27 protein-coding genes are annotated in these 21,512 nt (G+C 42.6%); 23 read left to right on the forward strand and 4 right to left on the reverse strand.

Annotated features, from left to right (window positions below; all coding sequences use genetic code 11):
- Positions 1 to 9: 9 nt before the first annotated feature.
- From ACLU24_RS07450 to ACLU24_RS07465, 4 genes are read right to left on the reverse strand one after another with little or no spacing between them, the layout of a single operon-like run.
- Positions 10 to 1,134, reverse strand: a complete 1,125-nt coding sequence (locus tag ACLU24_RS07450; RefSeq protein ID WP_412611507.1) for a restriction endonuclease subunit S — start codon at positions 1,132 to 1,134, stop codon at positions 10 to 12.
- Complete coding sequence (locus tag ACLU24_RS07455; protein ID WP_412611509.1) at positions 1,121 to 2,716, reverse strand: type I restriction-modification system subunit M; 1,596 nt, start codon at positions 2,714 to 2,716, stop codon at positions 1,121 to 1,123. Before ACLU24_RS07455 ends, ACLU24_RS07450 begins: the two co-directional genes overlap by 14 nt.
- Before the next feature lie 4 nt (positions 2,717 to 2,720).
- Positions 2,721 to 2,942 (reverse strand): helix-turn-helix domain-containing protein, encoded by a 222-nt coding sequence (locus ACLU24_RS07460; RefSeq protein WP_475495305.1) that lies wholly within the window; start codon positions 2,940 to 2,942, stop codon positions 2,721 to 2,723.
- Entirely contained in the window at positions 2,942 to 3,781 is an 840-nt protein-coding gene (locus ACLU24_RS07465) for an NBR1-Ig-like domain-containing protein (protein WP_412611514.1), read from the reverse strand. Before ACLU24_RS07465 ends, ACLU24_RS07460 begins: the two co-directional genes overlap by 1 nt.
- A 260-nt stretch (positions 3,782 to 4,041) precedes the next feature.
- Between ACLU24_RS07465 and ACLU24_RS07470 the strand changes: the two genes are divergently transcribed.
- The 23 genes from ACLU24_RS07470 (at position 4,042) to ACLU24_RS07580 (ending at position 21,496) form a co-directional block, all read left to right on the forward strand.
- Entirely contained in the window at positions 4,042 to 4,233 is a 192-nt protein-coding gene (locus ACLU24_RS07470) for a hypothetical protein (RefSeq protein WP_412611516.1), read from the forward strand.
- A 251-nt stretch (positions 4,234 to 4,484) separates the two neighbouring features.
- A complete protein-coding gene (locus ACLU24_RS07475; RefSeq protein ID WP_412611518.1) occupies positions 4,485 to 4,994 on the forward strand; it encodes a sigma-70 family RNA polymerase sigma factor in 510 nt (169 codons plus the stop codon).
- Positions 4,995 to 5,160: 166 nt separating this feature from the next.
- Positions 5,161 to 5,370, forward strand: coding sequence for a hypothetical protein (locus ACLU24_RS07480; RefSeq protein WP_156907842.1), 210 nt, complete (start codon positions 5,161 to 5,163; stop codon positions 5,368 to 5,370).
- Positions 5,306 to 5,629 (forward strand): DNA ligase, encoded by a 324-nt coding sequence (locus ACLU24_RS07485; RefSeq protein WP_412611519.1) that lies wholly within the window; start codon positions 5,306 to 5,308, stop codon positions 5,627 to 5,629. Before ACLU24_RS07480 ends, ACLU24_RS07485 begins: the two co-directional genes overlap by 65 nt.
- Positions 5,619 to 6,749, forward strand: a complete 1,131-nt coding sequence (locus ACLU24_RS07490; RefSeq protein WP_203264664.1) for a DUF2800 domain-containing protein — start codon at positions 5,619 to 5,621, stop codon at positions 6,747 to 6,749. Before ACLU24_RS07485 ends, ACLU24_RS07490 begins: the two co-directional genes overlap by 11 nt.
- Positions 6,750 to 7,322, forward strand: a complete 573-nt coding sequence (locus tag ACLU24_RS07495; RefSeq protein ID WP_008978724.1) for a DUF2815 family protein — start codon at positions 6,750 to 6,752, stop codon at positions 7,320 to 7,322. It begins immediately after the preceding gene.
- Positions 7,323 to 7,336: 14 nt separating this feature from the next.
- Positions 7,337 to 7,522 carry a hypothetical protein gene (locus ACLU24_RS07500; protein WP_042670406.1) on the forward strand — a complete coding sequence of 62 codons (186 nt, stop codon included), beginning with the start codon at positions 7,337 to 7,339 and terminating at the stop codon, positions 7,520 to 7,522.
- A gap of 302 nt (positions 7,523 to 7,824) precedes the next feature.
- Positions 7,825 to 9,765: a DNA polymerase gene (locus tag ACLU24_RS07505; RefSeq protein WP_412611520.1), complete on the forward strand. Its 1,941-nt coding sequence runs from the start codon at positions 7,825 to 7,827 to the stop codon at positions 9,763 to 9,765.
- An 88-nt stretch (positions 9,766 to 9,853) separates the two neighbouring features.
- Positions 9,854 to 10,273, forward strand: a complete 420-nt coding sequence (locus tag ACLU24_RS07510; protein WP_412611523.1) for a DUF7768 domain-containing protein — start codon at positions 9,854 to 9,856, stop codon at positions 10,271 to 10,273.
- A gap of 4 nt (positions 10,274 to 10,277) precedes the next feature.
- Positions 10,278 to 10,610, forward strand: a complete 333-nt coding sequence (locus tag ACLU24_RS07515; RefSeq protein ID WP_042670400.1) for a hypothetical protein — start codon at positions 10,278 to 10,280, stop codon at positions 10,608 to 10,610.
- On the forward strand, positions 10,610 to 12,883 hold the full coding sequence (locus ACLU24_RS07520; RefSeq protein WP_412611524.1) for a phage/plasmid primase, P4 family: 2,274 nt from the start codon (positions 10,610 to 10,612) through the stop codon (positions 12,881 to 12,883). The genes ACLU24_RS07515 and ACLU24_RS07520 overlap by 1 nt, the downstream gene beginning before the upstream one ends.
- Positions 12,884 to 13,022: 139 nt before the next feature.
- A complete protein-coding gene (locus ACLU24_RS07525; RefSeq protein WP_412611527.1) occupies positions 13,023 to 13,304 on the forward strand; it encodes a VRR-NUC domain-containing protein in 282 nt (93 codons plus the stop codon).
- Positions 13,285 to 14,628, forward strand: a complete 1,344-nt coding sequence (locus tag ACLU24_RS07530) for an SNF2-related protein (protein WP_412611530.1) — start codon at positions 13,285 to 13,287, stop codon at positions 14,626 to 14,628. Before ACLU24_RS07525 ends, ACLU24_RS07530 begins: the two co-directional genes overlap by 20 nt.
- A 56-nt stretch (positions 14,629 to 14,684) precedes the next feature.
- Positions 14,685 to 15,104 carry a DUF1492 domain-containing protein gene (locus tag ACLU24_RS07535; RefSeq protein ID WP_008978732.1) on the forward strand — a complete coding sequence of 140 codons (420 nt, stop codon included), beginning with the start codon at positions 14,685 to 14,687 and terminating at the stop codon, positions 15,102 to 15,104.
- Between the two features lie 124 nt (positions 15,105 to 15,228).
- Positions 15,229 to 15,591, forward strand: a complete 363-nt coding sequence (locus tag ACLU24_RS07540; RefSeq protein ID WP_203264669.1) for an HNH endonuclease — start codon at positions 15,229 to 15,231, stop codon at positions 15,589 to 15,591.
- A 108-nt stretch (positions 15,592 to 15,699) separates the two neighbouring features.
- Entirely contained in the window at positions 15,700 to 16,254 is a 555-nt protein-coding gene (locus ACLU24_RS07545) for a P27 family phage terminase small subunit (RefSeq protein ID WP_042670393.1), read from the forward strand.
- A 2-nt stretch (positions 16,255 to 16,256) separates the two neighbouring features.
- Complete coding sequence (locus ACLU24_RS07550) at positions 16,257 to 17,039, forward strand: S-adenosylmethionine synthetase N-terminal domain-containing protein (protein ID WP_412611535.1); 783 nt, start codon at positions 16,257 to 16,259, stop codon at positions 17,037 to 17,039.
- Positions 17,040 to 17,050: 11 nt separating this feature from the next.
- The gene (locus tag ACLU24_RS07555) at positions 17,051 to 18,298 is read left to right on the forward strand and encodes a site-specific DNA-methyltransferase (protein WP_412611537.1); all 1,248 of its coding nucleotides are present in this window, start codon (positions 17,051 to 17,053) and stop codon (positions 18,296 to 18,298) included.
- Between the two features lie 109 nt (positions 18,299 to 18,407).
- On the forward strand, positions 18,408 to 18,842 hold the full coding sequence (locus tag ACLU24_RS07560) for a hypothetical protein (protein WP_412611539.1): 435 nt from the start codon (positions 18,408 to 18,410) through the stop codon (positions 18,840 to 18,842).
- Positions 18,829 to 19,047, forward strand: a complete 219-nt coding sequence (locus tag ACLU24_RS07565) for a DUF4314 domain-containing protein (protein ID WP_412611542.1) — start codon at positions 18,829 to 18,831, stop codon at positions 19,045 to 19,047. The genes ACLU24_RS07560 and ACLU24_RS07565 overlap by 14 nt, the downstream gene beginning before the upstream one ends.
- A 122-nt stretch (positions 19,048 to 19,169) precedes the next feature.
- Entirely contained in the window at positions 19,170 to 19,532 is a 363-nt protein-coding gene (locus tag ACLU24_RS07570) for a DUF7698 family protein (protein ID WP_412611545.1), read from the forward strand.
- A 13-nt stretch (positions 19,533 to 19,545) separates the two neighbouring features.
- Entirely contained in the window at positions 19,546 to 19,788 is a 243-nt protein-coding gene (locus ACLU24_RS07575; protein ID WP_412611546.1) for a DUF7678 domain-containing protein, read from the forward strand.
- 106 nt (positions 19,789 to 19,894) lie between these two features.
- Positions 19,895 to 21,496, forward strand: coding sequence for a terminase large subunit (locus ACLU24_RS07580; RefSeq protein ID WP_203351102.1), 1,602 nt, complete (start codon positions 19,895 to 19,897; stop codon positions 21,494 to 21,496).
- The last annotated feature ends 16 nt before the right edge of the window (positions 21,497 to 21,512 follow it).

A 21,512-nucleotide genomic window follows, 5' to 3' on the forward strand; every position in this document is an offset into this window, starting at 1 on the left:
CACCTCCTTTTATGCACGGGCCTCTTCGATTGACCCCTTTATCAATATCGGACACATATCCTTTATTTGTGCTTTTAATCTTTCATTAATTTCTCTTCTCTCAGAATATGAATTGTAAATATTCACAATGCTCTGCTGGATAGAAACATCCGGAATAGGAATTTTCGTATCTGCGAGAGTATCAAACGGATACAATTCTCTTGCAGAACCCCACGATTCAAATCTAGCATATCTGTCATACTCGCTTCTGTTAAACCACAAGCAAAGATATTCTGGTAATAAACCTTCTTTTACAACTCGGAAAGTAGTATAAAGAGGCGAAACTAGACACTTTTCAGAAGTATTTAATGCTATCGAAAGCTTATCTGCATTTCTTGTTGTTACAGTATTGTAAGCAAAGTCATATGGTTCAACCACCAAATAATTCTTGGTATCAACACCATTAACAACTGCTTCTTTTGCATCAATAAAAACTTTCGTATTTGAAACTGACCTATTTGGAAGTATCTCCGCATTTTCGTTCTTTTGCTTAGTTTCAAGCAAATATTCACCGATACGCTTACAAGGAGTTTTTCGTCTTAAATCTTCAATATAGGCATCACAAACAAATTTTAAATCATCTAATCCTCTCTCGTAACTTTGTTGATTAGCTAGCATCGAAATGTAAACATCAGCGAATCTTTTTTGAACATCAATGGATGGAAGTTCAATTTCTATATCACACATTTCATTCCAGTCAAAAGTTTCTCTAGCTGACCCCCATGAATTGAATCGAGAATATCTGTCGAACTCTGCTCTGTTGAAGTACATAAACAAATATTCAGACGAGAGAATTTCAGTATTTTTAACTCTAAATACGATGTATGAAGAAGATACAATATATGTCTTTTCAGTATTGTTATGTGCTAATGTTATTTTTTCACCATTTCTTGAAGTTACAGTAACATAAGCAAATTCATCCGGTTTAACAAGCTTATATGGTTTAAGCGAAACTCCTTCCATATCCGCTTTTGTTTCAATAAAAATCTTTTGAATTGAAATACCTTTAACATCATCTAATGTATATTTCAGCTCAGCATTTCGTTCATCACAAAGTTCTATCAATTCACCTAATCTATATTTAGTCAATGCCATATCCAATCCCCCTAAATGCATCTTCCAGCATCTGCTGAGATTTTTTCTCGACCTTCATAACATCTTGCATTTCGAGCTGAATGCGAGTCATTTCTTCTGCATAGTTAATATCTAAATCATGGTCAATAAACTCAACATACTTACTTGGTGCAAGTGAATAATTTCGAGCTCGCAAGTCATCGATTGTTGCTGATTTGCAGAATTCTGCCACATCACTATAACCAGATTTATCGGCACTCTGCCAAGCACTATATACCTTCTTGATTTCGGCAATCTGCTCATCGGTAAGTACTGTCTTCTTCTTTTTCTTACCTTTATCAATTACAATTTCTTCAATATTGCTATCCCAACGTCTTAAATCCATAAACAGAATTTCATTTGTTCTGTCACGAAGCTGATGACCATTCACAACACCAGCCTTTTTATTCATGTTTATAATCCAAAGCGTAACTGAAATATCCGTTGTATAAAACATATCTCTAGGAAGGACAATAATTGCTTCCACTTTATCATTTTCGAGAAGCTGTTTTCTAATCTCAAATTCGTCAGGGTCATTCAATGCACCATTGGCAAGAAGGAAACCTGCAATTCCATGACTAACGTCCAACTTAGAAATCATGTGCAGAATCCATGCATAGTTGGCATTGGATGCACGCGGAACGCTATAACCTCTCCAACGATAATCGTCAGTTAATTCGTCCTCTTTTCTCCAACCCTTAAGATTAAAAGGTGGATTAGCCATGATGAAGTCAACCTTTCTATCTTTATGAAGGTCTTCTGTGAATGTTGAAGCATTCTTTTCACCAAGGTTGTGCGCAATACCTCTGATTGCAAGATTCATCTTACAAAGACGCCAAGTCTCAGCCTGACTTTCCTGACCAATAACAGAAATTTTCTGACGGTTTCCATTATGACGGTCAACGAACTTCATACTCTGAACGAACATACCGCCGGAACCGCAACAAGGGTCATAAACAACACCACTGTAAGGCTCAATCATCTCTGCGATTAGTTTTACAACACATGCAGGAGTATAAAATTCACCATCTTCCTTTGTTCCAGAAGCCGCATAAATCTGAAGGAAGTATTCATAAACACGACCGATAAGGTCTTCTTCTTGGAATCTCTTCTCATCAATCTGGTTTACATTATCAATAAGGTCTTTAATCTTAGATTTATCTGCTCCAAGTGTTGCAAATAAGTTTAATGTCAATGCACCTTTAAGAGGCGGATTGCTTTCTTCAATATCTGCCATTGCTTGGTCGATAATAACTGCAATATTATTTGCAGATGCATTCTTAACAATATATGACCATCTAGCGGTTTCTTTTAAGTAGAAAACATTTGCCGCATTATAGAATGAAGGCTTTTCAAGGAAAGCTGGAATGTCACCGTACTGTTCCTGAAGTTCCTTACGGCGTTTCTCAAATTTGTCTCCTGCAAACTTTAAGAATACTAATCCAATTACCGCATCACGATTCTTTTCTGTTGTACCTACTCCACGAAGTGCTACTCGACAGTTCCAAAGGACGGTCTCTAATGAAACTTCCACTTCTTTTTTAGCTTTTGCTGCTCTTGCCATTGCTTTATTCCTCCTTGTTATCTGCCGGGTCTGTTTTATCAGCTGCTTCTCCAGAGTGTACCCACGCATCTACTTCTGATATTTTAAATTTCCATAGTCTGCCCATTTTATATGCTGGCATATTACGTTTTGCTATCCACTGCAAAATGGTTTCTCGTCCTACACCCAAATATGCCTGAATCTCTTTAAGGGTTACCCATTTTTCAATGTTGTTATCGTTCACAATTAGTCCTCCGTATCTATTTTGTATGACACATTAACAGTCACATTTAAGCCAGCACTCATTCTAAAACAAGACTGGTCTTTTGAGTCTTTCATATCCCACTCAATAATAAACTTTCCTTCCATGCTACGAGCTTCAAAGTTCGTAGCAATTTTTATAATTCCGTTTGGCCCAACGTCTGGAATCGGTATTTCCATCGCTTCTGGACGAGGGCTATTTTTGTTTGCATCCTTCAAGACAAGTTTTCTTCCGCTCCAATACACTGTTCCGGCATTATGAATCACCCAAGTATGATTAAATCTTTCAAAACAGTTCACTTCGTGTTTCTGATGGCTTTCTTCAGCCCAGAAGTTATCTCCCGGATATAAAACACTGTTTCGCAGTTCGTAGCTATTATCCACTCCATTAACAAGAGCTTCGTACTCAGTAGGAACCTCATTATTAACATCTTCTGAATCAGCTTCAATAAATCTTTGAAATTGCAAAGCTAATGCACGTGCTAATACCTTTTTATTTTCTTCGTGCATAGCTGCTATTCCAAAATGGTTCATGCATTCTCTAACAGAATCATCTCTTAGAGAATCATTCAGATATTTAGATAATCCATCAATGTCTATCGGATTTGGAAAATCGCTTCTCATCTGAAACACAGAACGGTCTTTAGCATAATGTCTTTCATTTTCTAAGTACTGTGTTGTTCTTTGAGCTTTGAGTCTTGGCAAAGTGAATGTTTTGCAACCTGCTGCATTAAAGAAATTAATAACATAGACGCCTTGGTTCTCTTGCTTGCTCAAATATCTATATAAATCTTTCAAAAATTCCTGACTTTTAATGCTAATCACCTGCCTGTACCTAGTCTTGTACCTACTGTACCTAATTCCCAGCGTTTAGCTCGTAGAGCCGTACCTAATCGAAAGTGTACTTTAATAATGTGCTTTGGAAAAGGGAGGCGCCTAGTGGCTTAAGTACAAAAATCCATTAAATATTATATCACGAAGATTTGTAAAAATCAATCTTACGGGCTAATACGAGATGTAAATACTTATAAATCCACTTTAAATAACTTAACCAATACATAAATTAACAGAAAGTGGTGATTCAAATGAATTATTCAGAACGAATGATGTGGGAAACCAACATCGAGAATGCCGCTTCAAGAGTGGCAGCCGAGTATGGTTCCGCTGTTGTTAATTCAGTGTTCGCAAGATATGACGCAACAGGATTACACAACTTAGCTTCCTGCTACTACAGCGAAGTCTTCGCAGATTTAGAGCAGATAGCAAACGACAACTAAATAAACAACCGTCCCAGACAAGACGTTAAACTGTCTGACCCAACTATCAATTCACCATCTTCGTGGCCACGTGGTGTGTTTGCAATTGATAGAAAGGTCTCACAAGTAAATACAGTGCCAGCTTAGCAAACGAGCTGGTCACCAGAAACAAAGCGGAGCAGTCCGCATGAGGTGACCAACTATGAACATGAATACTGGCAGCCATGCTTCTTTACTCCGCTTGGAAATTCAAGCCAACGGAGGTAAAAGACATGGCAAATTTAGACAATCAGAGTCAAAGATTCATCTACATTCGTTCACTCAAGGAGAAAGTTCCTTGTACTGAACAGCAATTTCAAGAATTCTATCGTGAAGCAACTCGCATCCGTAAGAAGGAACAGTACTACCATCGCTGCAAGTGCCCTAAGCAGTTCATCTGGGCCTGTGATGGTGATTGTGAGAATTGTGAACATCATTTAGGTTATGGACTTCTTTCACTTGATGCTCCTAATACTGAAGATGGCAGCACCCTTCTTGAATCAGAAGAGCTTGCTACTCCTGACTTAATGGAAGAAGTCATCAGCGACAGAATCTTATTAGAACAGCTCTTCCAGCGTTTAAGAGAGCTTGACCCGGATGCGGACAAGATTATCGAATACTGGAAAGACGACAGTTCTATCTCCGACAGAGAAATTGCAAAGCGCTTAGGTCGTAAACAGCGTACCTTTGCAGACCAGATGAAGAAAATCAGAACCGAACTTCATAAGGTTCGCGGCTACTAATATATAGGTAGCAACACGTCCCTCTGACCGTCCTTTCAAAGATAGTCAGAGGGATTTTAACTTTTTTCAAAATTTCTCCGCTCAAATCGTCTCCCTCTCTCCAGTGGGAAAGTGTAAGGCACGAAACAACAAGCCTTGCAACTAACACAGATTGGAGGTGACAACGATGAGAGAACACTACTTCGATTCCGGTGGTACCGACGCTGAAGTGATTGCAGTACTTAAAGCAATCAGTCAGGTCTCAGCAAGAATGGCGAGAAATATGACAATCCTCGCAAAGCAAAGACAATCTAAGGAAGGAGAAATTCACCATGAGCAAAATGAGCGATATGGCTATGACTATCGAAGAGTTACGCAATGCAGCCGCTGCTATTAATGAAGCAGCCAATTGGTTAGCTGCACAGTTTAGCTCAGATGCTGATGCGACTCCGGTAGCAGAAGCAAAAACAGAAAAGAAACCGGAACTTACATTAGAAGAGGTACGTGCTGTCTTAGCAGAAAAGTCTCGTGCAGGACATACAGCTGCTATCCGTACTCTGCTTCAGAAATATGGAGCTAAGAAGTTATCCGGTGTAGACCCTAAACACTATGAAGCCTTGTTAAAGGATGCGGAGGAACTGGATGATGGCAAGTAAAGCACATGCGGTCTTATCCGCTTCAGCATCACATCGCTGGCTTCACTGTCCACCTTCAGCAAGGTTATGTGAAACCTATGAAGACAAAGGTAGCGACTATGCTGCCGAAGGTACTGATGCTCATGAGCTTTGCGAGTACAAGCTTCGTAAAGCCTTAAACATGAAAGCTTCAGACCCTACTGAAAACTTAACATGGTACAGCGAGGAAATGGATGACTGCGCTAATGGCTATGCATCCTACATCCTTGAACAGGTAGAAGCTGCCAAAGAAACCTGTGCAGACCCAGTAGTCTTAATTGAACAGAGAGTTGATTTCTCACGCTGGGTTGAACAGGGATTTGGAACTGCCGACTGCATCATCATCGCAGATGGTACTCTTCGCATCATTGATTACAAGCACGGGCTTGGTGTTCTTGTATCAGCTGAAGATAACCCACAGATGAAATGCTACGCACTTGGCGCTCTGGAATTGTTCGATGACATCTATGACATTGATAACGTCAGCATGACCATCTATCAGCCTCGTCGTCAGAACATCTCTACCTATGAATTAAGCAAAGAAGATTTATACGCTTGGGCCGATGAAGTGTTGAAGCCTACTGCAGAACTTGCCTTTGCCGGTGATGGTAATTTCCTTTGTGGAGAATGGTGTGGTTTCTGTAAAGCCAAACATGAATGTCGCGCCAGAGCTGAAGCTAATCTTCTGCTTGCACAGCATGATTTCAAGCTTCCACCGCTGTTGGAAGATACAGAAATTGAAGTCATCTTATCTCGTGTGGATGAGCTTGTAGCATGGGCATCCGATATCAAGGAATACGCTCTTCAGCAGGCTATCAGCGGTAAAGAATGGACTGGTTGGAAGTTAGTCGAAGGTCGTTCTAACCGCAAGTACTCAAATGAAGCTGCAGTCATTGAAGCAGTCACAGATGCTGGATTTGACCCTTACGAAAAGAAGCTCCTTGGCATCACTGCCATGCAGAAGCTTTTAGGTAAATCTCGCTTCGATGAACTTCTTGCAGCCTACATCGAAAAGCCGCAAGGCAAACCAACTCTCGTACCGGAAAGCGATAAGCGTCCGGCTATGAACAACGCAAAATCTGATTTTATGGAGGAAAATTAAATGAACAAGAATGTAAAAGTATCTAATCCTATGAAGGTAATCACTGGCCCTGACACTCGTTGGTCTTACGCTAACGTATGGGAGCCTAAGTCAATCAATGGAGGTACACCTAAGTACAGCGTATCTCTTATCATCCCTAAGTCTGACACAAAGACTGTTGCCAAGATTAAAGCTGCTATCGAAGCTGCCTACAAGGAAGGTGAAAGCAAGCTAAAGGGCAACGGTAAGTCTGTTCCTGCTCTTTCTGTCATCAAGACTCCGCTTCGTGATGGTGACCTTGAAAGACCTGATGATGCAGCTTATGCGAATGCATACTTCGTCAACGCCAACGCAACATCTGCACCGGGTATCGTAGATGCAGACCGCAACCCTATCCTTACTCGCTCTGAAGTTTATTCTGGTGTATATGGTCGTGCCAGCATCAGCTTCTACGCATTCAACAGCTCTGGTAATAAGGGAATCGCCTGCGGTCTTAACAACTTACAGAAGATTCGCGATGGTGAGCCTCTTGGTGGTAAAGCAAGTGCTGAGTCTGATTTCGCATCTGATGAAGATGACGATTTCCTTGATTAATGGAGGTGCCGACTATGGAAATGATTGAAGCTATCCTTATTATCATTCTTCTTTCTATCTGGCTTGTATTTAGCGTGGTATTCCTTATCACTGCTATCCAGAACTTCATCAACGACCGCAAGCGTGAACAGCGCGAAGCTGACAAGGACAAACGCGACCTTGAATATCACGAAGCTCGTATGAAGGAATACAGAAAATAAATACCCAACCGGAGGTGGCATCCAGTCATCTCCGGGACTTTGAAAACGAGGTGACAATCAATGGATAATATGATTAATATTGCAAACCAGATTATTGTTTACTCCGTCTGCTACACTCTTATTTTCGTGGTCTATGGATATGTGTTCTATCACGTGTTCAAGTTCATTGCACAGATTGTAATCTATGCATATAAGAAACTTGCAGCTGACTGGCGTAAATGGCGCTCTGGTAAATAGCATCAAGCAGGCGGCAGGAAGGAACACAACCTCTCTGCCGCTTGTGTTATAGAAAGGACAAGCTAATGAAAACATTAAGTATTGATATCGAGACTTACAGTGATGTACAGCTTCCAAAGACTGGTGTGTATCGTTACTGCGAGTCCGATAATTTTGAAATATTACTCTTCGCCTACAGTGTCGATAGTCAGCCTGTTCAGGTGGTTGACTTAGCTTGTGGTGAAACTATCCCGGAAGAGATAATTGCAGCACTTGAAGATGATACTGTTATCAAGTGGGCCTTCAATGCAGCCTTTGAACGTATCTGTCTTTCGAGATTTCTTGGGTACCCTACTGGTACTTATCTTAATCCTGAAAGCTGGTGCTGTTCTATGATATGGGCTGCCACAATGGGACTGCCTTTATCTCTGGAAGGTGTCGGTGCTGTATTAGGTCTTGAAAAGCAGAAGCTCACAGAGGGAAAAGACCTCATCAAATATTTCTGCCAGCCTTGTGCTGCAACTAAAACCAATGGTGGCAGAATAAGGAATCGTCCTTTTCACGCACCAGACAAATGGGAAGCGTTCAAGCGTTATAACATCCGAGATGTAGAAACTGAGATGGGTATCCAGCACAAGCTTCGTAAATTCCCGGTACCTGATGAAGTCTGGGAGGAATACCATATCGACCAAGAAATCAACGACCGTGGTGTCAGACTTGATATGGAATTGGTGCAGCAGGCAATTGCAATGGATACACGTTCACGTGAAGAGTTAACCGCTGCTATGAAAGATATGACTGCACTTGAAAATCCAAACTCCGTCCAGCAGATGAAACAATGGTTATCGGATAATGGCATCGAAACAGATAGTCTTGATAAGAAAGCTGTGGCTGAATTATTAAAGGATGCACCAGATAATCTTGCCGATGTACTTACCCTTCGCCAGCAGCTTGCAAAATCATCTGTGCGTAAATATCAGGCTATGGAGAAAACTGTCTGCAGTGATGGTCGCGCTCGTGGGATGTTCCAATTCTATGGAGCAAACAGAACCGGTAGATTCTCCGGTCGTAATATTCAGTTACAGAACCTTCCGCAAAACCACCTGCCTGATTTATCAGAAGCCAGAGGTCTTGTAAAAGGCGGTGATTTTGATGGCGTTGAACTTTTATATGAAGATGTACCGGATACTTTATCTCAGCTTATCAGAACCGCATTTATACCAAGAGAAAATGCTTTATTCTACGTTGCTGACTTCTCTGCTATTGAAGCACGTGTTATCGCATGGTTTGCAGGTGAATCTTGGAGGCAGCAGGTCTTTGAAAAAGGTGGTGACATCTATTGTGCTTCTGCTTCTCAGATGTTTAAGGTTCCGGTTGAAAAGCACGGAATCAATGGTCACTTACGTCAAAAGGGTAAGATTGCAGAATTAGCACTTGGCTATGGAGGCAGTGTCGGTGCCTTAAAAGCAATGGGAGCTCTTGATATGGGCCTTAGTGAAGATGAACTTCCTGCTCTTGTGGATGCATGGAGACAAGCCAACCCACGTATCGTTGAATTCTGGTGGGCAGTCGACCGTGCTGTTATGGAAGCAGTCAAATATAAACATACCACAACAGATTATGGTCTGACCTTCTCTTGCAAAAGCGGTATGTTGTTTATCACCCTTCCTTCCGGCAGAAAGCTCGCTTACGTGAAACCGAAAATCGGAACCAATAAGTTCGGCGGTTCCTGCATCACCTATGAAGGAGTTGGTGGCACTAAGAAATGGGAACGCCTTGATTCCTATGGGCCAAAGTTCGTAGAAAATATTGTGCAGGCAACTGCGCGTGATATTTTGTGCTATGCCATGAAAACACTACGCTGTTGTTCCATTGTGATGCATATCCATGATGAGCTTGTTATTGAAGCTGACCCGAAGGTATCTCTTGATGCTATCTGTGAACAGATGGGCCGAACACCACCTTGGGCTAAAGGCTTACTTCTTCGTGCAGATGGGTACACTACACCTTTTTACAAAAAAGATTAAATAATTCCGCTCAAATCGAGCGTTCATCTCCAGTGGGAAATTAGAGGTGGACGCTCTTTTTATGTCTGCCGGAAAGGAGGACTCTGGTATGAGCATCAGTAAATACAACAACGAAGGTTATCCTGACCCAACAGCACACGGTGCATTGGAGATTATTGAACAGGAAGAACATGCCCTTCGCGCTTTCAGGCCTATCGTCTATATCTGTTCACCCTATGCAGGTGACATTGAAGCAAACGTAGCTGCTGCAAGACGATACAGTCGTTTCGCTGTGGATGCCGGATATATTCCGATAGCTCCACATTTGCTTTTCCCACAATTCCTTGATGATGCAAATCCAAAAGAACGTGAGTTTGGCTTGTTCTTCGGAAATGCCCTAATGAGTAAGTGCTCTGAGGTCTGGGTATTCGGCAGTCGCATCTCAGAAGGAATGAAAGCAGAAATCAACCGCGCCAAGTGGAAAAACTACCGCTTGCGCTATTTCACAGAAGAATGTCAGGAGGTTTAAGACTATGTATGAAATTAGAGAAAACAGACGCAGATTAAAAGATGGAACAGAAATTACTACTTACACACGCGATATCTACAGCTGCAACATTTTAGAAGTTGAAGCAGGCTCTACCGGTTATATGGGAGGCGATACAGGGCATGGTGGTCGTACCTACTTCCGCATCAAAGATGAAGGCTGTACCGATATGGATGTTCGTGTTATGCGTGACCGCTTCGGTGATACAGAAGGCTTCGAGGTTATGCTTGGTGGCGACTGTGAGCTTGAAACGATGATTCGTGCTTTGAAGTTCATCACTAAGGTTCTGGAAGATTCTGCAGAGGAGGTATACGACTAATGTTTACTATCTATAGCGCAGATGTTACTGGCAATCCGGGTAACTGTTCCTACCCTCATAAGACCATTGTCTTAGATGAAGCCAGCTTAAAAACAGCAATCAGCCACGATTATGTATGTGCTGAATATAAGAATAACTATCGTAATGGAGATAACTTCATCGGCAGTGATTGCCTTCCGGTTGATTGTGATAATGACCACTCTGAAAATCCTGATGATTGGGTCACACCTGAAGATGTCATGCAGGCGTTTCCGGGTGTAACATTCGCAGTCCACTTCAGTCGTTTCAATAACAAGGAGAAGAATGGCAAACCTGCCAGACCGAAGTTCCATGTTTTATTTCCAATCGATTATGTATCTGACGCTACACTTTATAGCGATATGAAGAAGCTGGTAAATTCTATCTTTTCTTACTTCGATACACAGGCACTGGACGCGGCTCGTTTCTTCTTTGGAACTGCTGCAGCTGATGTTGCTTTGTATCCGGGACGTATGAATTTGACAGAATTTCTAGATGAGGATTTATTCGATGAGGATATGGAAGATGGTCAGTATGATGGCTCAGTCATCCCTGAAGGAAGTCGTAATGCAACCATGTCCAGATTCGCCGGTCGTGTCATCAAAAAATATGGTGATAGTGATAAAGCATATCAAGCCTTCCTTGAAGAAGCTGCTAAGTGTGTACCGCCTCTTGATAACAGTGAATTATCTACCATCTGGCACAGCGCACAGAGATTCTTCGCTCGTGTGGCTCAGCAGGATGGCTATGTTGCTCCAGAAGTATATAACGACCCTTCTTGTTATAAACCAGAGGATTATTCCGATGTTGGTCAGGCTGAAGTGTTAGCAAAATATTTTTCAAATGAACTTCGCTACTCTCCGTCCACACACTTTATTCGTTACTCTGACCATTACTGGCAAGAAAGCGAGCCGGGTGCACAGGCTGTAGCACATGAGCTTACCCGTCGTCAGATGAAGGAAGCCAACAACGATTTGATGGAAGCTGTCGACAAAATGAAAAACTGTGGTGCTCAGAATATTCTTGATAGCACATCCAAGTCCAAGGCTGAACAGCTTATGAACGAAGAACAGCTGCAGGTATATCAGGAGTTCCTTGCTGCCAAGGCATATTTGAATTTTGCCATTAAGCGCCGTGATTCTAAGAATGTCACTTCGACCTTAAAGGAATCGCATCCGATGCTTGAGATTTCACCAAGGGACTTAGATGCAGACTGTTTTGCACTTTGTACACCGGAAGCTACCTACGACCTTCGTAAAGGTATCGCCGGAGCTCGTGAACATTCTGCTGAAGACTTTATTACCAAAATCACCTCGGTATCTCCAAGCCAGAAAGGTATGCCTATATGGTTGGATAGCTTGAATCTTATCTTCCAGCACAATCAGGAACTTATCGATTATGTACAGATGATTTGTGGTCTTGCCGCTATTGGAAAAGTATATGTAGAAGCACTCATCATTGCTTATGGTGATGGTCGTAATGGTAAGTCCACCTTCTGGAATGCCATCTCTCGTGTACTTGGACTTTATTCCGGTAACATCTCCGCAGACACCTTAACGGTTGGATGCAGAAGAAATATCAAACCTGAGATGGCAGAGGTTAAAGGTAAACGCCTTTTGATTGCTGCAGAAATGCAGGAAGGTGCCCGTCTTAATGACTCAACTGTAAAGCAGCTTTGTTCTACCGACGATGTGTTTGCAGAAAAGAAATACAAAGACCCCTTCTCGTTCAAGCCTTGCCATACGCTTGTTCTTTACACAAATCATTTACCTCGTGTATCCGCATCGGACGATGGTATCTGGAGACGTCTTATTGTTATTCCGTTCAATGCCAAGATTACCGGCAGCAGCGACATCAAGAATTACAGCGAGTACCTTTATGACAACGCTGGTGAAGCAATCCTTGCATGGGTTATCGAAGGTGCCAAGAAGGTCATCGAACTTGATTATCAGATTCCGGTTCCTGCTTGTGTACAAGATGCCATCAATGAATACCGTAGCCAGAATGACTGGTTCTCTCACTTCCTTGAAGATAAGTGCGACGTGGGCAGCGAGTATAAAGAAAGCTCTTCTGCTCTTTATCAGGCCTACCGAAATTACTGCATGGATACCAACGAGTACGTGCGCAGTACCGCCGACTTCTACTTTGCTTTGGAGAATGCTGGCTATGAGCGTATCACTCAGAACAGAAAGCGTTATTTTAAGGGCCTTCGTATCAGAACCGAGGACGATTTTGAAGAGGAATTCTTAGACTAATGGCTTTTATGACAAGGTGTATCAAGGTCTCTGTATAAACTTTTCTATAGCTTATAAAAAATCATATATAAAAAAGTTCAGTAAATACCATTGATACACCTTGCACATTAAGAAATTAAACCCTGATGGGAGGATGACAATGTTAGAAAAACAGATAGAAAACAACTTAACAACCGCAGTAAAAAAGGCTGGTGGTATTGCACCAAAGTTCGTGTCTCCTAGTTTTGCAGGAATGCCCGACCGCCTTGTATTACTGCCTGATGGGGTGTTTGCTTTTGTAGAGCTTAAGGCTCCCGGTGAAAGCCCACGCCCTCTTCAAAAAGCAAGACACAGAAAGCTTCGTTCACTAGGCTTCAAGGTTTATGTGATAGATAGCATTGATGGGATTGGAGGTATGCTACATGAACTTCTCTCCACATAATTATCAGTCTTATGCGATTGATTATATCGAAACACATCCAATAGCTGCTGTACTGCTCGATATGGGTCTTGGCAAGACGGTTATTTCCCTGACTGCCATCGCAGACCTTCTGTTCGACAGTTTTGAAGCACATCGTATCTTGGTGGTCGCTCCACTTCGAGTGGCCCGTGATACGTGGCCTGCAGAAATATCAAAATGGAAGCATCTCAAGCATCTGACTTATGCAGTCGCTGTTGGAACAGTTAAGGAAAGAAAAGCTGCACTTTCAGCAGGTGCGGATATCACAATTATCAATAGAGAAAATCTGGGATGGTTGATTGATAGCAGCGGATATGAATTCGATTACGATATGGTGATTATCGACGAGCTCTCTTCTTTTAAAAATCATAAGTCAAAAAGATTCCAGTCCTTGATGAAGGTTCGACCAAAGGTAAAACGAATCATAGGTTTGACTGGAACGCCAAGCTCAAATGGTTTGATGGATTTGTGGGCAGAATTTAAGCTTCTGGATTTTGGAGAACGCCTTGGTCGCTTCATCACCCACTATCGAAACAACTACTTCATTCCAGATAAAAGAAATGGTGAAATCATCTACTCTTACAAGCCGATGCCTTATGCAGAAGATGCCATCTACAGGAAAATATCGGATATCACGATTTCCATGAAATCCACCGACCATCTGCAGATGCCAGAATTGATTACTTCTCAATATGAGGTGCAGTTATCCGAAGAGGAAGAACAGCGCTACGAAGAACTCAAAGCAGATTTCATATTGGAACTTCCTGAAGGTGAAATCACTGCTGCAAATGCTGCTTCTCTTACAGGCAAACTATCACAGCTTGCTAATGGTGCCATCTATGATGATGAAGGCAATATCGTGGAATTTCATGACAGAAAGCTTGATGCCTTAGAGGATATTATCGAATCTGCAAATGGTAAACCTCTTCTGGTAGCCTACTGGTTCAAGCATGATTTACAGCGTATCAAGAAACGCTTTGATGTCAGAGAAATAAAGACCAGCAAAGATATCATCGATTGGAATAATGGTGATATTCCTGTAGCGGTCATACATCCAGCTTCTGCAGGTCATGGTTTGAATCTTCAAGCTGGCGGTTCCACACTTATCTGGTTCGGGTTGACATGGTCGCTGGAATTATATCAGCAAACCAACGCCCGTTTGTGGAGACAAGGCCAATCTTCCGGTACCGTGGTTATTGAACATATCATTACCAAAGGCACCATCGACGAAAGAATATTGAAGGCCTTATCTCTAAAAGAAGTATCGCAAAATGCACTTATCGATGCAGTAAAAGCCAATCTATGACAATCTAAGAAAATCAGTGTCAATCCAAGGGAAATCTTACATTCCGGAGGTATTGCATGAACGCAAAAGAATATTTATTACAGGCTCGTTATCTTGATGAGCGTATAACTTCAAAGACGCAGCAGATTGCTTCATTAAATGACTTAGCTACCAGATGCACCACTACATTTTCTGATATGCCTCGTAATCCAAATCGTGGTGGTTCCCGTTTGGAAGATTGCATTATTAAGATATTGGATTTGGAAGATGAGCTAAAAGCCGATATCGCAAAGCTTGTAAATCTCAAGAAAGAAATCATGGAAGTTATCAAGGCTGTTCCTAATGTGGAATATCAGACTCTTCTTGAAAAGCGATATCTTTGCTTTATCACATGGGAGCAGATTGCTGTGGATATGAACTACTCTATGCAGCATGTTCATCGTATGCATAGCGCTGCTTTGAAGGAAATTGTGGTTCCAGAAAAGGATGAGAGCTAATGTGATAGAATGAGAGTCTTATCTTATGATAGTATTACAATAGCAAAAAAGAAAATCACAGGAAGCCTTGTAGGTCACACCCGACCCACAGGGCTTTTCTTATGCCTACAAGGAGGTGTTTCGTTTGCCAAGACGACCAAAGAGACCCTGTTCTTATCCCGGCTGTCCCAACCTAACTGACGGTCGCTTCTGTGAAGAACATGCCAAGGCTGAGGCCAAGCGTTACGAACGATACGAACGTGACCCTGCTACCAAGAGAAGATATGGCAGAGCTTGGAAGCGTATCAGAGATAGTTATGCTGCTGCCCATCCCCTTTGTGAAGTTTGCCTTGAGAAAGGTGTGTACACGCCAACCGAGGAGATACATCACATGAAGCCTCTATCCCAAGGTGGAACACACGACAGAGAGAACTTGAAGGCCCTTTGCAAAGCGTGTCATGCAAGGATTCATGCTGAACATGGTGACCGCTGGCACAACAAAGAATGACCCTAGGGGCCTGTCAAATCTCTACAGCAAATCTCCCGTGGAACGGGCGTGGGGTCACACGCGCAAAGTCGCGGTTTCAAACAGGGTATATAAGGAGGTGCATGAATTATGGCTAAGGACGGTACAAACCGTGGTGGCGCTCGCATCGGCGCTGGAGCCAAAAAGAAGCCCTTAGCTGACAAAATCGCTGAGGGCAATCCGGGCAAGAGAACGTTGACTGTCATCGACTTCGATAATAAAGCAGTCGATTTAGAAGGTCAGCAGATGCCCAAACCATCCAAGCTGTTATCCGCTACTCAGAAAGATGGAAAACCGCTGGTGGCTGAAGAAGTTTATATTGCCACATGGGAGTGGCTGGCAGAACGCAAGTGTGCAACACTCGTTTCTCCTCAGCTGCTTGAACGCTATGCGATGAGCGTCGCCAGATGGATACAATGCGAAGAAGCCATATCTGATTTTGGTTTCCTTGCAAAGCACCCTACTACTGGTAATGCTATCCAATCACCTTATGTAGCAATGAGTCAGAACTTCATGAGCCAGACCAACAGGCTCTGGATGGAAATCTATCAAATTGTAAAAGAAAATTGCGCTACCGAATATAGCGGTGCTACTCCAATGGACGATGCTATGGAGCGCCTGCTTCGCGCAAGGAAAGGAAACTAACTATGATTGAAAAAGTAAATCCAAGTCATCCGGATAAGGTGGCAGATAGAATTGCTGGTGCAATTGTTGACTTAGCTTATAAAACAGAAGCTGCTCCAAAGATTGCAGTTGAAGTCCTTATCGGACATGGTAAGTGCCATGTGATTATTGAAACTACTGCTGCTATCAATCCATTAGATGTTGAAGATGCAATTCACAGAATCGCCGGTGCAGTATGGGCCGATATTGATATTGTTCCACAAGATAAACATTTATCTGATAACCAGTCTGCCGGTATTCGCTGTGGTGATAATGGTATCTTCAAGGGAATGCCTCTTACAGAGGAACAAAAAGCTATATCTGTGATTGCGCATGATATTTACACACATTATCCATATGATGGAAAGTACATTATTGATGAAGCAAGACTTATCATCTGTCAGAGCAATGCTTCCACTGCTGAGCTTTCAAATATGTACCCTCCTGCAGAAGTCAATCCGCTCGGTGACTGGACTGGAGGTACAGATGTTGATACTGGCGCTACAAACAGAAAGTTGGGAAGTGATATGGCTGACTCTGTTACTGGCGGTGGTCTTCATGGTAAAGACTTATCTAAGGCTGATGTCACACTTAATATCTACGCCTTCTTAAAAGCGCAAGAAACAGGTAAACAAGTACAGATTGCCTGCGCCATTGGTGATGACATTATTGATGGACATCCATATCGAGAACTCGTAGATATTGCAGCAGAATATATTTCATCCGTTGGCGGCTTTGAAAAGTTCGCTGAATGGGGATTGTTTTAAGGAGGTCGCTTATGCAGATTAAAAAGAAAAATGTCGCAGAGCTTCTTCCTGCGGATTATAACCCTCGTAAGGACTTGAAACCCGGCGACTCTGAATATGAAAAGTTAAAACGCTCGATTGAGCAGTTTGGTTATGTGGAGCCTGTTATCTGGAATGCTACTACCGGATGTGTGGTTGGTGGCCACCAGCGCTTAAAGGTGCTTCAGGATATGGGTATGACAGAAGTTGACTGCGTAGTTGTTGAGCTTGATGCCGAACATGAAAAAGCATTAAATGTTGCACTGAATAAAATCAGCGGTGAATGGGATAACGATAAATTAGCATTATTGATTGCAGACCTTCAGGGTGCTGACTTCGATGTATCCCTTACAGGTTTTGAGCCTGCAGAGCTTGATGATTTATTCAAAGATTCTACAAAGGACAATATCAAAGAAGATGACTTTGATGTTGCTGCAGAATTACAGAAGCCTACCATCACCAAGGCCGGTGACCTTTGGTGCCTTGGCTCACACCGTCTATTCTGCGGAGACAGCACTAAGGCTGAATCTTATGAAATGCTGATGGCTGGCAAGAAGGCCAATCTGGTGGTAACCGACCCTCCGTACAATGTTAACTACGAGGGCTCTGCCGGTAAGATTCAGAACGATAACATGGATAATGATTCCTTCTATCAGTTCTTATTTGATGCCTTCACCAATATGGAACAGGCTATGGCCGAAGATGCTTCCATTTACGTATTCCACGCTGATACTGAAGGCTTAAACTTTAGAAAAGCATTCGCTGATGCAGGCTTCTATTTGTCCGGTTGCTGTATCTGGAAGAAACCTTCTCTTGTGCTTGGTCGTTCTCCATATCAGTGGCAGCATGAACCTTGCCTGTTTGGTTGGAAGAAGTCCGGCAAGCATCAGTGGTATTCCGGTAGAAAAGAAACTACTATCTGGGAATTTGAAAAGCCTAAGAAAAATGCCGACCATCCTACAATGAAGCCGATTGCTTTAATTGCATATCCGATTATGAATTCCAGCATGAGCAACTGCATCGTACTTGACCCATTCGGTGGTTCCGGCAGTACGCTTATCGCTTGCGAACAGACCGGTCGTATCTGCCACACAATTGAATTAGATGAAAAATACGCAGACGTCATCGTGAAGCGCTACATTGAACAGGTAGGTACTTCCGATGGCGTTTCTGTTATCCGTGATGGCCTTACTTATTCCTATGATGAGGTGGCCATCGAAGAAGAATCCGACGTTGATTGATAGACAAAAACTACACTTTCTAAAGGCACATATTTGTTGGATATATAGCTTGCTATTATGTGCCTTTAGAGTGATTAATGTACTACCAAATCAAAAGGAGGATTTCATTATGTCAGAAACTACTGGACTTACCATTTCCATTCCACTTGATAAGGTCGCAGTTGGCAACCTTACCAACCTTCTGGATGCAAAAGGAACACTGATTAAAAAGGCTCTTGGTATTGCAGAACTTCCAATCATTATCGAAGAAGATGTTATTTCTTTTCCTTGGTTTGAAGCGATGCCTGCTGCTGAAGAATGCACAGCCTACACTGCTTTTATCGCAGCCCTTTGCCAGATGAGCATCAAGCAGAAACGAATCAACTCTGCTGAGAAACCTACGGACAATGAAAAGTATGCATTCCGCTGCTTCCTGCTTCGTCTTGGATTTATCGGCGATGCACATAAGGCAACCAGAAAAATCTTACTTAAGAACTTAAGCGGAAGTTCCGCTTTCAGGAACGGTTCACCTGCAAAGGAGGTGCATGAAAATGCGATTTCCTAATGCAGCAATCGTTGAACGATTAAGAAATCAATATCCTGTAGGTACTCGTGTTGAGCTATTGGAGATGGATGATGTACAGGCCCCACCAATCGGAACACAGGGAACAGTACTTGGAGTTGATGATACAGGCAGCTTGATGGTGAGCTGGGATAACGGTTCCGGACTCAATGTTGTGTATGGAATTGACCGCGTAAAAAAGCTGTAATTTACACACTTTTTGCGGCTGATATTTGTCACATATATGGCTCTAATTAACTTGCTATTATATGCTTTTAGAGTGATATATAGTACTACCAAAAGGAAATACACATTTAGGAGGAACCTACCATGACAAGAATTGAATTATTAGACAAAGCAGCAGAAAACGGAACACGCTTCAAGGACATCGACATCAACCCAACCTTCGGTGCAGCCTACTTCTACAGCATTGATGCAGGCAACGACCTTATCAACTTCGCCGAAGTTATCTGGGATTACGACATCGACCCAATCCTTGAAAACTGCAAGCGCCTTGGAATCAACGAGTTTACCATCAGCTCAACCTTCTCAAGCCTTATCACAACAATTGCAGAGCTTCAGAAAAAAGGATGCACACTTGACGGACTTACAGAAATCAACAGCCGCTACGACGACTGGAAAACAGGTAAGAAAGAACGCATTCCTGCATTCAAGATGAGCATTGCAAAGTAAGGAGGCGACAAGGATGTGGCACGAAGGAACCATTGGAATCCCACAAGGCGATAAGTACACCATCGCCCACTACTGGGTCAAGGCCTATGAAGAAGGAAGCGAGTACGGAATCAACAACGGTCGCATTTCCAAGCTGACCATTAAGATAGCCGGTAAGATTACAGCCAACTACGACAGGGGCTGGGACATCGAACCAGCTGAAGATGTTGAAGCAACACAGATTGCATACAGCATCCTCTTACAGAATTACAACTAAGAACCCGGAAATATAAAATCCCGGATGCAGAGCCGAAAGGCCCTGTATCTCGTTATGTCGGTCGCAATGATGCGGCTATTTTTTATGCCCTTTTGGAGGTGAAAATTTGAGAAAACTGAAAAAATATAAGCCGACAAAGTTCAAAGCCAAGGATTCTCACTACGATGAGGAGGCTGCCGATTATGCGGTGAATTTTATCGAATGCTTGTGTCACACCAAAGGAACATGGGCAGGTAAACCCTTTGAACTGATTGATTGGCAGGAACAAATCATCAGAGATATCTTCGGTACACTAAAGCCGAATGGTTATCGACAATTCAATACAGCTTATGTGGAAATCCCTAAGAAGATGGGGAAATCCGAACTTGCTGCAGCTGTCGCCCTACTACTTACTTGCGGTGATGGTGAAGAACGAGCTGAAGTATATGGCTGCGCCGCTGACCGCCAGCAGGCAACTATCGTATTTGATGTTGCTGCAGATATGGTGCGTATGTGTCCGGCGCTTAATAAAAGAGTGAAGATACTTGCATCCCAGAAGCGTATCGTGTACCAACCGACAAACAGCTTCTATCAGGTACTTTCTGCTGAGGCTTATTCAAAGCATGGTTTCAATATTCATGGCGTTGTTTTTGATGAGCTTCACACGCAGCCAAACAGAAAACTGTTTGATGTTATGACCAAGGGTTCCGGAGATGCTCGTATGCAGCCGCTCTATTTCCTTATCACAACTGCTGGTACTGATACAAATAGCATCTGTTATGAAACACACCAGAAAGCAAAGGATATTTTAGAGGGAAGAAAAATCGACCCAACTTTCTATCCCGTTATCTATGGTGCTGATGAATCAGATGATTGGACTGACCCGAAGGTCTGGAAGAAAGCGAATCCTTCCCTTGGTATCACTGTTGGCATCGATAAAGTAAAAGCTGCATGTGAGTCTGCAAAGCAAAATCCCGGTGAAGAGAACTCCTTCAGACAGCTTCGTTTGAATCAATGGGTAAAACAGGCAGTCAGATGGATGCCAATGGAGAAATGGGATAACTGCTCCTTCCGTGTTAATGAAGATGACCTTGAAGGTCGTGTTTGTTATGGCGGACTGGACTTATCTTCCACTACAGATATCACTGCATTTGTATTGGTGTTTCCACCTGCAGATAAAGATGATAAATATGCTATTCTTCCATACTTCTGGGTACCGGAAGATACACTAGACCTGCGAGTCAGACGAGACCATGTTCCTTACGATGTCTGGGAGCGTCAAGGTTTCCTGCAAACTACTGAAGGAAACGTTGTTCACTACGGTTATATTGAAAAATTCATAGAGCGACTTGGTGAGCGATTCAATATTAGAGAAATTGCCTTTGACCGCTGGGGTGCTGTCCAGATGGTGCAGAACCTTGAGAATATGGGATTCACTGTGGTTCCATTTGGTCAAGGCTTCAAAGATATGTCTCCACCTACCAAGGAACTTATGAAGCTGACACTTGAAGAAAAACTGGCCCACGGAGGTCATCCAGTATTGCGCTGGATGATGGATAACATTTATATCCGTACCGACCCGGCTGGAAATATTAAAGCAGATAAAGAGAAATCCACAGAGAAAATTGACGGTGCCATTGCAACGATTATGGGCCTTGACCGCGCAATCCGCTGTGGAAATGATACCGGTGCTTCTGTCTACGATAACAGAGGCATTTTGTTTATATAGAAAGGCTGGTGATGAT

Source organism: Pseudoruminococcus sp. (genome assembly GCF_047012705.1).
Taxonomy (GTDB): domain Bacteria; phylum Bacillota; class Clostridia; order Oscillospirales; family Acutalibacteraceae; genus Pseudoruminococcus.

What these genes read in the sequence shown, in the direction of transcription:
- ACLU24_RS07450 (WP_412611507.1), bottom strand. Translation starts at nt 1,134, where the DNA reads ATGGCATTGACTAAATATAGATTAGGTGAATTGATAGAACTTTGTGAT.
- ACLU24_RS07455 (WP_412611509.1), bottom strand. Translation starts at nt 2,716, where the DNA reads ATGGCAAGAGCAGCAAAAGCTAAAAAAGAAGTGGAAGTTTCATTAGAG.
- ACLU24_RS07470 (WP_412611516.1), top strand. Translation starts at nt 4,042, where the DNA reads ATGAATTATTCAGAACGAATGATGTGGGAAACCAACATCGAGAATGCC.
- ACLU24_RS07475 (WP_412611518.1), top strand. Translation starts at nt 4,485, where the DNA reads ATGGCAAATTTAGACAATCAGAGTCAAAGATTCATCTACATTCGTTCA.
- ACLU24_RS07480 (WP_156907842.1), top strand. Translation starts at nt 5,161, where the DNA reads ATGAGAGAACACTACTTCGATTCCGGTGGTACCGACGCTGAAGTGATT.
- ACLU24_RS07485 (WP_412611519.1), top strand. Translation starts at nt 5,306, where the DNA reads ATGAGCAAAATGAGCGATATGGCTATGACTATCGAAGAGTTACGCAAT.
- ACLU24_RS07490 (WP_203264664.1), top strand. Translation starts at nt 5,619, where the DNA reads ATGGCAAGTAAAGCACATGCGGTCTTATCCGCTTCAGCATCACATCGC.
- ACLU24_RS07495 (WP_008978724.1), top strand. Translation starts at nt 6,750, where the DNA reads ATGAACAAGAATGTAAAAGTATCTAATCCTATGAAGGTAATCACTGGC.
- ACLU24_RS07500 (WP_042670406.1), top strand. Translation starts at nt 7,337, where the DNA reads ATGGAAATGATTGAAGCTATCCTTATTATCATTCTTCTTTCTATCTGG.
- ACLU24_RS07505 (WP_412611520.1), top strand. Translation starts at nt 7,825, where the DNA reads ATGAAAACATTAAGTATTGATATCGAGACTTACAGTGATGTACAGCTT.
- ACLU24_RS07510 (WP_412611523.1), top strand. Translation starts at nt 9,854, where the DNA reads ATGAGCATCAGTAAATACAACAACGAAGGTTATCCTGACCCAACAGCA.
- ACLU24_RS07515 (WP_042670400.1), top strand. Translation starts at nt 10,278, where the DNA reads ATGTATGAAATTAGAGAAAACAGACGCAGATTAAAAGATGGAACAGAA.
- ACLU24_RS07520 (WP_412611524.1), top strand. Translation starts at nt 10,610, where the DNA reads ATGTTTACTATCTATAGCGCAGATGTTACTGGCAATCCGGGTAACTGT.
- ACLU24_RS07525 (WP_412611527.1), top strand. Translation starts at nt 13,023, where the DNA reads ATGTTAGAAAAACAGATAGAAAACAACTTAACAACCGCAGTAAAAAAG.
- ACLU24_RS07530 (WP_412611530.1), top strand. Translation starts at nt 13,285, where the DNA reads ATGAACTTCTCTCCACATAATTATCAGTCTTATGCGATTGATTATATC.
- ACLU24_RS07535 (WP_008978732.1), top strand. Translation starts at nt 14,685, where the DNA reads ATGAACGCAAAAGAATATTTATTACAGGCTCGTTATCTTGATGAGCGT.
- ACLU24_RS07545 (WP_042670393.1), top strand. Translation starts at nt 15,700, where the DNA reads ATGGCTAAGGACGGTACAAACCGTGGTGGCGCTCGCATCGGCGCTGGA.
- ACLU24_RS07550 (WP_412611535.1), top strand. Translation starts at nt 16,257, where the DNA reads ATGATTGAAAAAGTAAATCCAAGTCATCCGGATAAGGTGGCAGATAGA.
- ACLU24_RS07555 (WP_412611537.1), top strand. Translation starts at nt 17,051, where the DNA reads ATGCAGATTAAAAAGAAAAATGTCGCAGAGCTTCTTCCTGCGGATTAT.
- ACLU24_RS07560 (WP_412611539.1), top strand. Translation starts at nt 18,408, where the DNA reads ATGTCAGAAACTACTGGACTTACCATTTCCATTCCACTTGATAAGGTC.
- ACLU24_RS07565 (WP_412611542.1), top strand. Translation starts at nt 18,829, where the DNA reads ATGCGATTTCCTAATGCAGCAATCGTTGAACGATTAAGAAATCAATAT.
- ACLU24_RS07570 (WP_412611545.1), top strand. Translation starts at nt 19,170, where the DNA reads ATGACAAGAATTGAATTATTAGACAAAGCAGCAGAAAACGGAACACGC.
- ACLU24_RS07575 (WP_412611546.1), top strand. Translation starts at nt 19,546, where the DNA reads ATGTGGCACGAAGGAACCATTGGAATCCCACAAGGCGATAAGTACACC.